Consider the following 15,207-nt stretch of genomic DNA (forward strand, 5'->3'; position numbering starts at 1 on the left):
AGCGCTTGTACAAGGGCCGGACGGCGGTGGAACGGGTCAACGCCCGGCTGAAGGTGTTTTGGGGTGCGGACGACGGCAACATCGTCGGCCCGCGCCGCTTCCACGCCTTCCTGAGCACCGTGCTGGTCGTGCATGCCGGGCTCGCGACGCTGCTGGCGAGCACTCCGCGGCGGGACGGTCCGCTGGGCCAGTTGCGGCTCTCGGCCATCGCCCAGGCGCTGCAGGCGCGGGCCCCGGCGTAACCAACCGCCGAACCCTTTGGAGCACGCCCGGTCGGGGACGCGCTACGCGGCTGCGCACAACTGCGCCAAACTCCGGCCGAGTCCGCCCCCACCCCCTCAAAAACGGGCGCCGTCCGCTCCCTCCAGGCTGGTCAGCCTCCGGCCTCCCGCCCCCGAAGCGTCGAGATCGTTACAACGCAACCGGCTCCGGTCGACGGGGATTGTCGCACCACGCGGCCCGCCGGCCCGTCTGTAATGCACGAGTAGCTGCACGCACGGGACATGCCGCGGGCGCGCCCGTCTGCGCGACTTCATCCGCTGTTTCTCTCCATCGTGGGACTGTGACATCGATAACCCCGGAGCTCCTCGAAATCCACTGCGGGCGCGTGGCGGCCGGTTGCATCCGCGCGACTCCTCGATCTTGCTGAGCCGAGCGTCCCCGCTCCTGAGCCCACGCATCACACCTGTAACGCGCCTCGGCGCCCCCGCGCCAGCCCGTGACACGCCCCGAAGAGCCTTTGCCAGTTGCATCGAGCGCGCCGCAGTCAACCGCTGCCGGGAAGCATCGCGTATGCGCGGTGCCGACGGACTGGCTGAAGCCGGTGATGAGCTCAAAACAGCCCATCGCGGCCCCATCGCACGGCCGTTCCGCGCCCAGTCTCCACACGGCGCCTCACCCGGTTGCCAACGGCGTGGCTGCGGGACTACCCTATTCCATATGGAACTGACCGTTACCCTCCAGCAGCCGCATCGCCGGGCCGAGCTTTTCGGGCCGGGCGACCGCAACCTGCGGCAGATACGCGAGTTGCTCGGCGTCCAGATTCAGGCCCGCAACACGACCGTGCGCATCCTCGGAGCATCGCCGGACGTGGCCAGGGCGGCCGCCGTGCTGGAGCGCTTACAGGAGATGCTGCGGCAGAAGGCGGACCTGGACGAGCACTCGGTCCGGCTGGCGATCGTCGAACTCGGCGAACGCGAGGGAGCGCGTAACCCGGACGCCATCACGGTGTTCTCGCGCGAGACGGTGATCACGCCGAAGACCGAGGGGCAGCGGCACTACGTAGCCGCCATGCTGCGGAATGATCTGGTCCTGTGCCTGGGGCCGGCCGGCACCGGGAAGACCTACCTGGCGGTCGCGTTAGCCGTGCACCAGCTCAAGAACGGCGACGTGAAGCGGATCGTGCTGGTGCGGCCGGCGGTCGAGGCAGGCGAGAAGCTGGGCTTCCTGCCGGGCGATCTGCAACAGAAGGTGAACCCCTACCTGCGCCCGCTGTTCGACGCGATGCACGACATGATGACGTTCGACCAGCTCAAGCGGTTCATGGTCAACGACGTGATCGAGGTCGTGCCGCTGGCGTACATGCGCGGGCGAACGCTGAACAACGCGATCATCATCCTGGACGAGGCCCAAAACTCGACGCCGTCGCAGATGCTCATGTTCCTGACGCGGCTGGGCAATCACAGCAAGATGATCGTGACCGGCGACGACAGCCAGGTGGACCTGGAGCCGAACCAGCCGTCGGGCCTGATCGACGCGGTGCAGCGCTTGCGCGGTTGCCCAGGGGTGGCTATCATTCGTCTGGCGGACGTGGACATCGTGCGGCACCGGCTGGTGCAGGCGATCGTGAACCGTTACGCCAACGGCGCGGCCCCGCGACGGCCGGAAGTGCGCACGTCCGAGATTAACGCCCCCGCCGCGGGCGATGCCCCGGATCAGCCGGGGTTGCCGGAGTCCGGCCTGAAGGTCGGCGGCGAAAGCGACGACGCATAGTACCATGCGCTTCTTTGGCCGACAGACAGCGCGACAGAAGGAAATTCGGCGCTCGCGGGCCGAGCGGCGTCAGGCGTGGTACCAGCGCCTGGGTGGCCAGGTGCACATGGGGCCAGCGGTTTTCCTGGTCTTCTGCGCGGTCACGACGGCTTTGCTGGTGAACGCCGGCACGGACGGGCTGGGGCTGACGGTCGGGCAGAAGCTCCCGCGAGACATCACGTCGCGGGTGACATTCCGGATTGTGGACGAGGCGGCCACGGACCGCATGCGGTCGCGGGCGCGCGACAACGCCGAGGACCATTACGAGCTCGACGCGTCACTGCTACAGGACATTCGGGGGCGGTTGACGAACGCGCTGCGGATTGCGCGTGAGCAGGCGGCGGAGCCGCAGAAGCTCAAGGAGAAGGCCGAGGAAATCAAGGTTCTGTTTGACGACGCGGGCCTGGCGGAAATCCTGCGGCTGGCCGCCCTGCCGGACGCCTCCGAATACCAGCACGCGGTCGATCGGGCCGTGCGGGTGCTGCGCGGTCAGCCGCTGGCCGAGGCGAGCGACCTCGCGCGCCGACGGACCGGGCTGAACGCGATCCTGGTGGACGTCGAGCAAGCACTCGAGCGGCCCGTGCCCAACAGCGAGCTGCTGTTCGCCAACAACCCGGAGCACGTGCTCAAGGTGGTGGACACGGTCGTGGCGGCGGCGGACTTCGCGGTGCCGCTGCGGGACACGATGCGGGCCTCGCTGCGGGAGATGCTGCGCGACCCGGCGACGAACACGCACAAGCCGCTGTATCGCTACGACACGCGGCGTTCGAACAAGGCCGCGCAGGACGCCGAGAACCGGGTGGAGACGCAGTATAACGTCTTCACGGCCGGTACGCGCCTGGCGCCGCTGGGCACGCTGACCGAATCCACGTACGAGCTGCTCAAGGAGGAGCAGGCCCGCTATCTCGACCCGGACTGGGGCATGCAGGACGCGCAGACCGCGGAGCTGCTGCGCGGCGTGCCGCAGATGCTGGTGCGGGAGCGCTGGGCGCGCGGGTTCGCGGCCTTCCTGCTGGTCATCGGGGTCGGCGGCGGGGTAATGCTCATTTACGGAAACCTGCCGGGCGGGGCGCAACGGCGGACGGCGTCGGCGCTGACCATGCTGGTGGTGCTGGGGCTGGCGCGGGCGACGTACGTGCAGGGGCTACCCGTGCATCTGGCGGTGGGCCTGCAAGCGTTCGCGATCGCGCTGCTGGCGATCACGTCGCGGGGCGGCCCGGTGTACGCCGCCGGGGGCGTGCTCGCGTTGATGGTCACGCTGGCGACGCGCCAGAGCGTGAGCCTGCTGATCGTGCTGATGGCGGTGACCATGGTGCTGTTTCTGGGGCTGCGCGACGTGCGGCATCGCGGCCACATCATCGGCGTGGGCGCGCTGGCGGCGCTGGTCGCGCTGGCGTTCACGCAACTGGCGGGGCTCATCGAGGGGCAGTACTTCCGGTTCGTGTTCTGGCACCAGGCCATGTGGGCGGCGCTGTCCACGCTGGCGGCCGCGTTCCTGGTCGAAGGCATTCTGCCGGCGATCGAGCGGGTGTTCGGCGTGACGACCAGCATGACGCTGCTGGAGTGGTGCGATCCGAACAAGCCGCTGTTGCGCATGCTCGCGGCCGAGTCGCCGGGGACGTACAACCACAGCCTGTTGGTGGGGACACTGGCGGACGCGGCGGCGGAGGCGATTGGGGCCGACGGCTTGCTGGCCCGCACCGGGGCGTATTACCATGACATCGGCAAGGTGAACAAGCCGGAATATTTTGTTGAGAACCAGGCGATGGGGGTCGGCAACCGGCACGAGCGGCTCTCGCCGGCGATGAGCCACCTGATCATCATCGGACACGTGAAAGACGGCATCGAGATGGCGCGCGAGTATGGACTGCCGGCCAGCCTGCACAGCTTCATCCCCGAGCACCACGGGACGTGCGTCGTCGAGTACTTCTATCACGCCGCGAGCAGGGCGCGCAAGCCGGGGGACCCGGAGATCTCCGATGAGCAGTTCCGGTATCCGGGGCCAAAGCCGCAGTCGCGCGAGACGGCGATCGTCATGCTGTGCGACGGCGTCGAGGGCGCGGTGCGGGCCATGACCGAGCCGACGCCGAACCGGATCGAGGACACGGTCGCGAAGATCATCGAGAAGCGCATGATGGACGGCCAGTTCGACGACTGCGATCTGACGTTCCGCGAACTGGAGACGATCCGCAACAGCCTGGTGAAGAGCCTGAGCAGCATCTATCACGGCCGCATCGCGTATCCGAGCACCGAGCAGAGTCCGGAGCCGCGCAGTGCCTCGTAAACGTCCGACGCGTCGGAGTTCCACCCTGTCGGCCGCGCGCGGCACAGGCCCCGCGGCGCGCGGCGTGGGCATCGAAGTGGTCTGGCGACCGCGGCGGGCGTGGGGCGCCGGGCCGCTGCTGCGGCGCGTCGCGCACTATGCCGTCACGGCGGAGGGGTTTCGTTCCGGGCAATTGACCATCGTCGTGGTCGGGTCACGGACGATGGCCGCGCTGCACCGGCGCTTCGCCGGCGCGGGCGGGACGACGGACGTGCTGACGTTTGACTATGGCGCGGAGGCGGGGCCGGGGCGCCTGGACGCCGAGGTGTATGTTTGTGCGGATGTCGCGCAGCAGCGCGCGGCCCGGCGTGGGGGCACGCTCGCGGCGGCGCGGGCAGAGCTGGCGCTGTACGTTGTGCACGGCATTTTGCACCTGGCCGGCTACGACGATCACACGGCGCGCGATTTCGAGCGCATGCACGCGCGCGAGGATCAGTTGCTCGAACGGCTGGGGCTGGGCCCCGTGTTCGGGCTGCTTCGCTGACGGTCGCCGTCACTTTCCCGGGGCCGTGGTCGGCGCTGCGTCCGGGGGCGGTTGTTCCAGCGCTTCCTGGTATTCCTGCAGGGCATTATCGACGCCCTTGCGCATCTCGCGCCAGGCTTCGTCGCTGGCGCCCTTCAGCCGCTCGAGTGTTTGCCGCGCGGCTTCGGCGCGGGCGGTCCACTCGTCGAGCTGCTTCTGCAGCGCCGGGCGGACGTCTTCGGCGGCGGACTCGAGCCTCTTGCGCAGCTCGTTGACGCGCTCGTTCATGCGCTCCGACTCGCGCTCGACCTCGCGCTGATACAGCTCGCGCGCCTGGCGGAGCAGCGCCTTCGCCGCCGCGGCCCCCTCGCTCGCCCGGCGTTCCGCTTCCGCGCCCAGCCGCTTAAGTTCCTCCAGCGTCGTGCGCTCTTCGGCGACGATGGGCGCCGTCGCGGGCTGCGACGTGCTGCCCGCGGGCGGTCCGCCAGGCGGTGCCGAACGCTCACACGCCACGGCGACCAGCAGCCCCAATCCCAGCGTGCCCAAGCTTGCGCTGCGTGTCATCGGTCTGCCCTTTCATCCACCATGTTCACTGGTCCCGGCTTCACGCCCCGATACAACGCCACACCGCCGAAGTTCATCCGCTGCACGGCGACGGTTTGGAAACCCACGTCCGCGATGCGCCCGGCCATGACGCGCGTGTTCGCGAACGTGCGGATCGAACGCGGCAGGTAGCGATACGCACCCGTGCGGTCGCGACTGATGATCGCCGCCAGCGCCGGTACCACGCGGTCACAGTATAGCTGATACGCCCAGCACAGCAGGGCGTTCTCGGGCATCGCGAATTCCAGGATCAGCACGCGTGCCCCGGGCCGGGCGACGCGGTGCATTTCGCGCAGCCCTTCCGCCAGATCGCCAAAGTTGCGCACGCCGAAAGCGCAGGTGATGACGTCCACGGACGCGTCCGCCAGCGGCAGGCGCACGGCATCGGCGCGGATAAGGCGGATGGGGACGGGCGTGCCGTCGAAGTGCGCGGCCGCCAGCATGCCGGCGGAGAAATCGACGCCGAGCAGCAGGCGTGGCCGCGGCGTGTGGACGGCGAACGCGCGCAGCATGTCGCCGGTGCCGCAGCAGATATCGAGGACGACGTCGGTAGGCCGCACATCGGCGGCGGCCACGGTGCGCCGGCGCCAGGCGGTGTCGCGCCCGAACGTGGCAACCGTGTTGACACGCTCGTATGTCGGCGCGATGGCATCGAACATGGCCTCGACGCGCACGGCCTTGTCGGGCTGAGCATGCGGATCGCGCAGGGCGTCGGAATCCCAGGCTGGGCGGGTCGAAGCTGGCAGCATGGGCGGCATGATCGCAGGTTCCGCCGCAGCGGGCCAGCGGATGGCGTTGACCGGCTTTGGCTGGCGGACCAGAATGCGAAGGTGCCAGGTCACCTTGTGGAGGACGCGGCTCAATGGCCATGTCGAAGCTGCTTTGGAAGCCGACGGCGGAACGGATCCGGGCGACGCAGATGCATGAGTTCATGACGCGTGTGGCAGCGCGGCACGGGATCGCGCCCGAGTGGGAGGCCCTGCGACGCTGGTCGATCGACAAACCGGAGGCGTTCTGGCCGGAGTTGCTCGGATTCGTTGGGATCGAGCCCTCTGCGCCGGCGACGAGCGTGATGAGCGGGAGCGGGATGCTGGGCACGAAGTGGTTTACCGGGATGAAGCTGAATTACGCGCGGCATCTGCTGCGTTTCGACGACGATCGCGTGGCCCTGTTCCACGAAAACGAGCTCGGGCAGCGCGGGCGCATGACACGGCGCGAGCTGCGCGCGGAGGTAGCGCGCTGCGCCGCGGCCCTGCGCGCCGCGGGCGTAACGGCGGGGCAGCGCGTCGGCGGGTTCATGCCGAACATCCCGGAGACGATTATCGCCATGCTCGCCGCCGCGAGCCTGGGCGCGATCTGGTCGTCGTGCTCGCCGGATTTCGGCGTGCGCGGTGTGCTGGACCGCTTCGGGCAGATCGAGCCGAGCGTGCTGATCGCGACTGACGGGTACACGTACAACGGCAAACGCTTCGAAACGCTGGGGCGCGTGGCGGAAATGCTGCCGCAGTTGCCGTCCGTGCAGCGCGTGGTAATCGTGCCGTTTCTCGACGCCGAGCCGAACGTGGCGCGCGTGCCAAAAGCGGTGCTGTGGCGCGGGTTCCTGGGGCCGGTGGATCAGCCGGCGCCGCCGCTGACCTTCACCGAGGTGCCCTTCGATCACCCGCTATTCATCATGTACTCGTCCGGGACGACCGGCGTGCCGAAGTGCATCGTCCACGGCCACGGCGGCACGCTGCTCCAGCACATGAAGGAGCTGATGCTGCACACGGACCTGCGGGCCGGCGAGCGGATTTTCTACTTTACGACGTGCGGCTGGATGATGTGGAACTGGCTCGTCAGCGGGCTGGGCGCTGGGGCGGCGCTCGTGCTGTTCGAGGGCAACCCGGGCTACCCAACGATGGACCGGCTGTGGCAGATGGCCGAGGAAACGCAACTGCACGTGTTTGGCACGAGCGCGAAGTACATCGCGTCCTGCCAGAAGGCGGGGCTGCATCCGGGCCGCGAGCACGACCTGAGCGCGCTGCGGTGCATTTGCTCGACCGGTTCGCCGCTGAGCGTCGAGCTGTTCGAGTGGGTGTACGACGAGGTGAAACGCGACCTGCAACTGGCGTCGATCTCCGGCGGCACGGACATCATCTCGTGCTTCATGCTCGGCAACCCGATCCTGCCGGTGTACGCCGGCGAAATCCAGTGCCGCGGGCTGGGCATGGATGTGCAGGCGTGGAGCAACGACGGCCGGCCGGTGACGGGACAGAAGGCTGAGCTCGTATGCTGCCGGCCGTTCCCCTGCCAGCCGGTGAGCTTCTGGAATGATCCGGACGGAGCCAAGTACCGCGGAGCGTATTTCGAGCACTTCACGAAGCCCCCCGTCTGGCGGCACGGCGATTTCGTCGAGATCACCGACACGGGCGGGGTCATCGTGTATGGCCGTTCGGACGCGACATTGAACCCGGGCGGCGTGCGCATTGGCACCGCCGAGATCTACCGCGTGGTCGAGAACTTCCCCGAGATTGCCGACAGCGTGGTCGTGGGGCGCGACACGGCGGACGACGACGTGGAGATCGTGCTGTTCCTGGTGTTGAAAGCGGGCGTGCAGCTGGACGAGGCACTGGAAAAGCGCCTGCGCGCGGCCATTGCCGAGGGAGCGACGAAGCGGCACGTGCCCAAGCACATTCGCCAGGTGAGCGCGATCCCCTACACGATCAGCGGCAAAAAGGTCGAGATGGCGGTGCGGCGGATGATCCACGGCCAGGACGTACCGAACCGTGACGCACTCGCGAACCCGGACGCACTCGAACAATATCGCGGCATCCTGTAGCGGCGGGTTTCGCGCTGAATGGTCCCCTCGCCCCCCGTGCGGCGCCGAAGGGCGGTGGGCACGGGCGCACCGCCGGCCTCCGTGACGCACGTTACACCGCTACGCCAAGCCCACGGCGTCGGACGAGTCCGCGGACGCGGGCGTCGGCAAGGGCATTCCAGCGGACGCGGCGGTGAGGACGGCCTGCAGGTGCCGCAGTTCGCGGCGCTGCTCACGCAGGTCATCCTTGTAACTGCTCGTCATCGTGTGGTGGATTTCAGGGCCAATTTCGCGAAGTGCCGAATCGACGAGCTGCAGCAACAGATCGCACTCCGCCGGAGTCAGTTCCACGTGCATGGCTGATCCTCCTGGCAGCTATCTATATTATAATGCGTAAACTCCGGCCGGGTCTGAACTTTCGTGCGATGCGCGCGGGGCGCGGCCAGGAATCCGGTCCTTCGAGGAGGCTGGCACCGTGCACGACCCGGACCTGGATCGCCGCCTGCAACCGCTGCGACTCGTCGTCGCCGCGATGGCCGTCGGGATTGTCACCCTCGCCGTTGTCGCCAGCGTGCTCGCGGCAGGCGGGAGTGTGTCGCTCAAGCCGGAGCTGGCCGGACCGCTGGGGCTCGCACTCGGTGTGTTTGTCGTCGTGGCGGCGGTGGCGTACACGCTCGTGCGCAACCGGATGATCGCCGGCCTGCGACAGATCTACGAGGAGCAGAGCACGCCGGATGACACCGCGACCGAACTGGCACCGCGCTACGCGGCCATCACGATCATCGGGGCGGCGCTGGCTGAAGGACCGAGCCTGCTTGGGGGGATCGTCGTGATGCTGACGGGGCAGTGGACGGCTCTGGTTGTGCCGGGAGTCGGTCTGGTCGTGCTAGCATTATTGCTGCCGACGCGCGACCGGTTCGCGAGCTTTGTAACGCAGGCCACGGGTCGCATCTGGCCGTGAAGAGGACCACGCGCGAGCAGCCGCCGGCCGTTCGTCCGCCGTCCGGCGGGCGCGTGTGGCTGGCGCTCGCGGGGATACTGCTGGTTGGGCTCGGGCTGCGGAGCGCCTATCTGGTCGAGTTGCGGCACACGCCGGACTTCGCCGCGCCCCTGGCCGATCCGGCGTTTCATGATTACTGGGCGAGCGCGCTGGTGACGGGGGACTGGACGCCGCCGCCGGGCAACCCCGACCCGGCGATCCGGACGACGGCATATCTGCGGCCGCCGGGGTATCCGTACTTCCTGGCGGCGGTGTATTGGGTCGCGGGGCCGCAGAGCTACATGGCCGCCCGGCTTGTGCAGATGGGACTGGGGCTGGTGACGTGCGTGCTGGCGTGGGGGCTGGGACGGGCGTTGTTCGGGCGGGGCGCCGGCCTACTGGTCGCGCTGTTTGTGGCGACCCACTGGGCTTGCATCTACTACGAGGGTGAGTTGCAGGAGCCGTGTCTGCTCGTGCTGCTGCTGCTGGGGGCCGTGTGGGTGCTGCACGCGTGGGCGCGGCAGCCGTCGGCTTGGCGCGCCCTGGTGGCGGGCGTTCTGCTGGGCGTCTTTGCGCTATTGCGCCCGAACATCCTCCTGTGCGTGCCGGTCGTCGCCGCGTGGATGATCTGGGTGGCCTGGCGACGACGCGGCGCACGAAGCGGTGTGCCGGCCGTGGTCGCGCTGCTGCTCGGCGCGGGGCTGACGATCGCGCCGGCCACGATCCGCAACTACGTGGTGGCACGCGACCTCGTGCTCGTCTCCAGCAACGGGCCCATCAACCTGTACATCGGCTACAACGAGCGCAGCGACGGCTACACGGCCCGCATCCCGGACCTGTACGAATTGAGCGGCGAGAACGCCTGGAGCTGGTTCCTGTATCCGCAGATCGTGCGCGGCGTCGAGGCCCGGGTGGGCCGAACGCTGCGTCCTGCGGAAGTCGCGGCATATTTCCGCGGTCGGGCCGCGTCATATATCCGTGAGCATCCCTGGCACGCGCTGCAGCTCACCGCACGCCGCGCGCTGCTATTTGGGGGACCGATGGAAGTGGCCAACAACAAGGAGGTGCATTTCGACCGGTCGCACTCGAACGTGCTGCGCTGGCTGCCGGGCTGGCCGCTGGCACTGGCGGCCGCGGCGCTGAGCCTGGCGCTCTACGTTGCCCGGCGGCGCGCAGGGGTTGGACCGGCAAACGGGCCGCAGTACGAGTCGATCGTCCTCATCGCGGCCGTGGGCGGCGCGTACTTCGCGTCATTCCTGCCGTTCCTGGTGGCCGAGCGTTTCCGGGTCACGCTGGCACCGCTCCTGGCGCTGATCGGCAGCCATGCGCTCGTGCAGTTGGCGCGTTGGGCGCAAGCGCGTGAGTGGCGGCCATTGTGCGGATGGGGATTGGCCGGCGTCGTGCTGTTCGGACTCGCGCAGGTGCGCGTGGCCGCCTACACGCCGCAACTCGCCGGTTGGCACATGGCCCGCGGCGATGCCTATGCGCGGAGCAACGACTTCGCGGCGGCCGCCGCCGAGTACGCACGGGCGATCGAGCTGAAACCGGAATACCTGGAGGCCCGCAAGACGCTGGCAACGGCTCTCGGGCGGCAAGGTCGCGCCGCGGAGGCGCTGGCTCAGTATGAAGCACTGCTCACATACACGCCGCAAGAGGCCGGCGTGCATCACGAAATCGGGCGTCTGCGGCTCGAGCTGCAGCAGCCGGGCGAGGCCGAGGCTGCGCTGCGGACGGCGCTGGCGCTGCGCCCGGACTTCAGCAGCGCCCATGCGCATCTGGGCACGGCACTGCATCAACAGGGGCGTCTGGATGAGGCCATCGCCGCGTTCCGCGCGGCGCTCTCCATCGATCCCAACGACGCAGACGCACACTACAACCTCGGGCTGGCCCTGGTGGCGCGGGGCGCGGCGGACGAAGCCGCGCAGGCTTATCGCGCGGCCATCGCGCACAATCCGCAACACGTCGAGGCCCACGTGAACCTGGGGATTCTGCTGGCCGCACAGGGGCAGTACACGGCCGCCATCGCGGAGTACCGCCAGGCCCAGGCGATCGCTCCGAACCGCTTCGAGCCGTACTTCAACCTGGCTGCGGCACTGGCGGCCCAGGGTCAGCATGAGCCGGCCGCCGCGGCGCTGCAGCGCGTGCTGGAACTCAAGCCGGATTTCACGCCGGCCCGGCAGGCGCTGGAGGCGCTGCGGCGGCAGCGGGAGAAGCCGGCGGAACCGTAGTACCCGTCCGCGGGATGTTGCCAGCAGCGCGGCTACCTGCCCTTCGTAAGCAGGACGTTCACCGCCTTGGCAATGATGTTGACCGTGTCGCCCTTCTTCAGGCCGAGCTCTTTGAGCGACTCGGTGGTCATGACCGAGCACATCGTGGCGGGTCCGCGCACCTTGAGCTTGACCTGGCACATGACGCCCCCCTTCCTGATCTCGACGACTTCCCCGACGAGTTGATTCCGCGCGCCGTATTTCATGTTCGTCCCTCGCGACAAGGCCGGGCTACATGCCGGCGGCGTCTCGGCGCCGCCGTCCGGGCATTCTCGCCGTCAGGAGGGCGCCGAGCAACCACGTCGCGCCGAACCCGGCGCCAGCGGCGAGGGCGCTGTTGCGCACGCGACCGGGCGCACGGGTCGCGATGACCGGCTCATCGCTGGTGACGAGCTCCGGCCCGGTACCCTGCGGCTGCGCGTCCACGAGTTCCTGCTCAAGCTCGCGGAGACGCGCGGCGTGCCACTCGATTTCCGACGCGCGGCGCTGGGCCACGGCTTCCGCGTCGATGCGCGCCCGCGTGGCGTCATCCAGGTTGCGCAGTTGCCGCAGCGTGATGACGAGGCTGGCCACAACCTCTTCGCGCCGGCGCTCCAACTGGCGCACGGCCTCGCGCGCCGCCTGCACGCGGGCCGCATGCGTCTCGCCCGCGGCGCGGTCCGCCTCCATCTGGAGCTGCTGCTGCAAGGTGTCGCGCCGGCTGGACAAGCGGGCGCGCAGACCGCGCAGCTTGCGGTCACGCGCGTCCAGCTCGAAGTTGCCGCTTACCGCGATCTTCGCCGCGGCGGCGGTGAACGCGTCCACGGCGGATTTCAGTCCGGACTGCTCGTCGCGCAGCACGGCCGCGACCACGACTTCGCGCGTGCCGCCCTGCGACTGATCGACAGTCTCGATCTGCGCGCCGATCCGCTGCAGGAGCGTGCCGGCGGTCTCCGCCGCCTGGCGAGCCGCGTCGGCGACAAGGTTTTGCTGGCTCACGAGCTGCACAACGTCCGCGCTGACATCCAGCCCCTGGACCGTGTCGGTCCAGTTCTGCCACTGCCCGACGAATGGCGCGAGGTTCGCCTGGGCCTCGTCGACGGCCGTCGCGCACGCTTCGAGCACCGCGGCGATCTGCGGCGGCGGATCCAGGCTGCGTTGTTCCGCGAGCGTGGCCGCGAAGTCAGCCAGCGTCTTCTGCAACACCTTGGCGGGATCGGTCAACAGCAGCATCGCGACGCCGAGTTCCCTGCGATACTCCAGCGCCACCGCCTGGAATTCCGCGCGGTCCTCACGGTGGATGGTGTCGTCGGCCAGGGCCCGCTCGACCGCCGTCGGCTGCACTTCGCCGCGCGGCACCTCGGTAGCGACCAGCACGGCCAGCGCAGCCCGCTGCTCGTCCAGCGCGGTGGTCAGCGCCCCGAGCTCGGTCTCCAGGTCATCGGCGGCGGTGATGAGCGGCGTGCGCGAGGTCAGCGCCGGCGCCGTGGTGGTCGCGGCCTGCGCGGCCGACTCCTGGGCGTGCAGTTCCTGCAGGGCGCTTTCGAGCTGAGCATGTCGCCGGAGCAACGCCTGGTATTCGGCCGGGAGCGGGCCGTCGCCAGCGCCGCTGGTGACCCACACGGTGTGCGCGGCGACCGCGGCCCGCAGCAGTTGCTCCGCTTCGTCCGCGCGGGCGGCGGTCACGCTGAGCCAGAGCACTGGCTCGTCCGGCGCGGCTGTCACCACGACGCGCGCGGCGGCGCAGGCGGTGCGCCACGCCGCGGCCAGCTCGGGGGCTGCCGCGGCCCCGTCCAGCAAACGTGGATCGCACAACTGCCGCGCGTGACGCGCGGTCACGTCAACGGACGCGGCGGCACTGTCGATCCGCAATCGAACGGTCGCGTGTGACTGGGCCGGATGGGTGCTGAACCACGCCAGCGCGCACAGCGCCGCAACACCGGCCGCCACGACGGTACGCCGTGCCAGCGACAGGCGCGGGGCCGCGTGGTGCGCGACCGCCGGCCCGGCCTCGACGGGCGTCGCCAGCGCCGCTCGAGCGGTTTCCAGGTCGCGCTGCGCGGCTTCCAGCTCCCGGCGCTCGTCGGCCAGTCGCGCGCGGTCGTCTTCCAGCGCCTGCGTGGCCACCTCCAGTTGCTGCCACTCACCGGCCACGCGGGCGCGTTCCGTCTCCAGTTCCGCGGTGGCGGCCGCGCTGCGACTGCGTTCGTCGTCGAGGCGGGCGTACTGGGCGGCGAGAGCCTGCTCGGCCTGCTGCAGGCGCTCGCGTTGCCGCGCGAGGTCAGCGCGGTCTGCGGCGAGCGCTTCCGCTGCGCGGCCCAACTCCGCCTGGTGCCGGTCCAGTTCACCGGCCCGGGCCGTCAGCGCGGCGCGCTCCTCGTTCACGCTCGCGAGCGCGCGGGCCAACTCGTCCCGCTCCTGTTGCAGGCGCGCGGAGTGGTCGGTTCGCGCGCCGCGTTCGGCCTCGAAGCGGGCGGACGCGGCGGCGAGCTCGTCGCGCTGCCGTTCGAGTTCCGCGGCGCGGGCCGCGAGCGCGCTGCGCGCCTGCGCCAGGCGGGTGGCATCATCCGCCAGCTCGCCGCGCCGGCGCTCCACTTCCGCGGCCGCGGACTCCTCCGCGCACCGTCGCCGTTCGAGCGCGGCACGCTCCTCGTCCAGGCCCCGCGCGGCCGCGTCGAGCTGGGCCGCACGCGTGTCAAGTTCGGCGGCCCGGCGCGTCAGGTCGTCTCTGACGCGCGCCAGGCTCGCGGTCTGGTCGGCCAGCGCTTCCCGCTGTTGTTCCAGCGCCGCGGCGGCGGACTCGCCGGCCTGGAGCCGTCGTGCCAGCGCCGCGCGTTCCCCATCCAGACTCTGCTCGACCGTCGCAAGCTGCGCGGCCCGCGCGTCGAGCTCGGCAGCCCGGCGCGCCAGGTCGGCGTGCGTCTGCGCGAGGCGCGTCGTTTCTTCCGCCAGCTCCCGCCGCTGTTGCGCCAGCGTGTCGGCCGCGGACTCGCCGGCGCGCAGACGTTGCTCCAGCGCCGTGCGTTCCCGCAGCAGGGCCTGCTCGGCCGCGGCGAGCTGCGCGGTCCGCGCGTCGAGCTCAACGGCCCGACTCTCCAGCTCATCGCGTTGCCGGGCCACCACTGCGTCCACCTGGTCGCGCTGCTGCCGCAGCGTGCGCTCGTGCTGGCGGATGACCGCGATGCGGCGCTTGAGGACCTGGTGCTGGCGGCGTTGCCAGGCCCGTAGGTGCTCAGCCTGCTGGCGGGAACGCTCGCTGCGGAAGACCAGGTCGCTGCGCTGTTGCTCCAGCTCGAGTTGTCGCGCCCGGAGTTGGTCGGCGATCTCGTTGAGCCGCGCCCGCTTGGCGGCCAGTTCGACGGCCTTGGCGTTCAGCTCGGCGATCTGCTCGGCCACACGGTGTTGCGTCTGCTCAAACTCGGCGGCCGCCGCCCGATGCGCCGCCTGCTTCAGCTCGCGATATTGCCGGCCGAAATCCTGCTCGCGGCGGCGCAGCTCCAGCTCGCGGGTGGAGATCTGCGCCAACCCCTCGCGGATGTCGCGGATGATGCTGTTGATACCGTCGCCGGCCGGGGTGGGCGCGGTGGGCGGCACCTGTGGCGCAGGCGCAGCGGGGGTCGCGCGACGGGTGTCGGACGAATCTGGGGGCGGGTTTGCCATCAATGCACTCAAACGCGCCAGCGCCCCCCGGTGGGAGCACCGTATGCCGGAACCGCGCACAGCGGTGCCGGGCCCCTATTGTAATAACGGCTGCCGAGCGCGCGC

General features: G+C 69.9%; 12 protein-coding genes. 7 read left to right on the forward strand and 5 right to left on the reverse strand.

Annotation, left to right across the window (positions count from 1 at the left end; translation table 11 throughout):
* The 4 genes from KA383_18605 to ybeY all read left to right on the forward strand — a co-directional run.
* Nucleotides 1-242: hypothetical protein (locus KA383_18605; protein ID MBP7748129.1), on the forward strand; the 242-nt coding region annotated here is incomplete at its 5' end.
* A gap of 697 nt (nt 243-939) precedes the next feature.
* Nucleotides 940-1,992 carry a PhoH family protein gene (locus KA383_18610; protein MBP7748130.1) on the forward strand — a complete coding sequence of 351 codons (1,053 nt, stop codon included), beginning with the start codon at nt 940-942 and terminating at the stop codon, nt 1,990-1,992.
* A gap of 4 nt (nt 1,993-1,996) precedes the next feature.
* On the forward strand, nt 1,997-4,315 hold the full coding sequence (locus KA383_18615) for an HDIG domain-containing protein (protein ID MBP7748131.1): 2,319 nt from the start codon (nt 1,997-1,999) through the stop codon (nt 4,313-4,315).
* Nucleotides 4,305-4,838 (forward strand): rRNA maturation RNase YbeY, encoded by a 534-nt coding sequence (gene ybeY / locus KA383_18620; GenBank protein MBP7748132.1) that lies wholly within the window; start codon nt 4,305-4,307, stop codon nt 4,836-4,838. Before KA383_18615 ends, ybeY begins: the two co-directional genes overlap by 11 nt.
* Before the next feature lie 9 nt (nt 4,839-4,847).
* Here the strand turns inward: ybeY and KA383_18625 are convergent, their stop codons facing one another.
* Complete coding sequence (locus tag KA383_18625) at nt 4,848-5,381, reverse strand: hypothetical protein (protein ID MBP7748133.1); 534 nt, start codon at nt 5,379-5,381, stop codon at nt 4,848-4,850.
* Nucleotides 5,378-6,178: a ubiquinone/menaquinone biosynthesis methyltransferase gene (locus tag KA383_18630; GenBank protein MBP7748134.1), complete on the reverse strand. Its 801-nt coding sequence runs from the start codon at nt 6,176-6,178 to the stop codon at nt 5,378-5,380. Before KA383_18630 ends, KA383_18625 begins: the two co-directional genes overlap by 4 nt.
* A 110-nt stretch (nt 6,179-6,288) precedes the next feature.
* Between KA383_18630 and KA383_18635 the strand changes: the two genes are divergently transcribed.
* On the forward strand, nt 6,289-8,238 hold the full coding sequence (locus KA383_18635; GenBank protein MBP7748135.1) for an acetoacetate--CoA ligase: 1,950 nt from the start codon (nt 6,289-6,291) through the stop codon (nt 8,236-8,238).
* Between the two features lie 99 nt (nt 8,239-8,337).
* On the opposite strand, the gene KA383_18640 is transcribed toward KA383_18635, so the two are convergent.
* Nucleotides 8,338-8,574, reverse strand: coding sequence for a hypothetical protein (locus KA383_18640; protein ID MBP7748136.1), 237 nt, complete (start codon nt 8,572-8,574; stop codon nt 8,338-8,340).
* Between the two features lie 118 nt (nt 8,575-8,692).
* Here KA383_18640 and KA383_18645 point away from each other — a divergent pair, with 118 nt between their 5' ends.
* Both KA383_18645 and KA383_18650 read left to right on the forward strand, forming a co-directional pair.
* Entirely contained in the window at nt 8,693-9,178 is a 486-nt protein-coding gene (locus KA383_18645; protein MBP7748137.1) for a hypothetical protein, read from the forward strand.
* Nucleotides 9,175-11,424: a tetratricopeptide repeat protein gene (locus tag KA383_18650; protein ID MBP7748138.1), complete on the forward strand. Its 2,250-nt coding sequence runs from the start codon at nt 9,175-9,177 to the stop codon at nt 11,422-11,424. The genes KA383_18645 and KA383_18650 overlap by 4 nt, the downstream gene beginning before the upstream one ends.
* A gap of 32 nt (nt 11,425-11,456) precedes the next feature.
* On the opposite strand, the gene KA383_18655 is transcribed toward KA383_18650, so the two are convergent.
* Both KA383_18655 and KA383_18660 read right to left on the reverse strand, forming a co-directional pair.
* Complete coding sequence (locus KA383_18655) at nt 11,457-11,669, reverse strand: TOBE domain-containing protein (GenBank protein ID MBP7748139.1); 213 nt, start codon at nt 11,667-11,669, stop codon at nt 11,457-11,459.
* Between the two features lie 25 nt (nt 11,670-11,694).
* Nucleotides 11,695-15,102, reverse strand: a complete 3,408-nt coding sequence (locus tag KA383_18660) for a hypothetical protein (GenBank protein MBP7748140.1) — start codon at nt 15,100-15,102, stop codon at nt 11,695-11,697.
* Nucleotides 15,103-15,207 lie beyond the last annotated feature (105 nt).

This window comes from Phycisphaerae bacterium (genome assembly GCA_017999985.1).
Taxonomy (GTDB): Bacteria; Planctomycetota; Phycisphaerae; order UBA1845; family Fen-1342; genus JAGNKU01.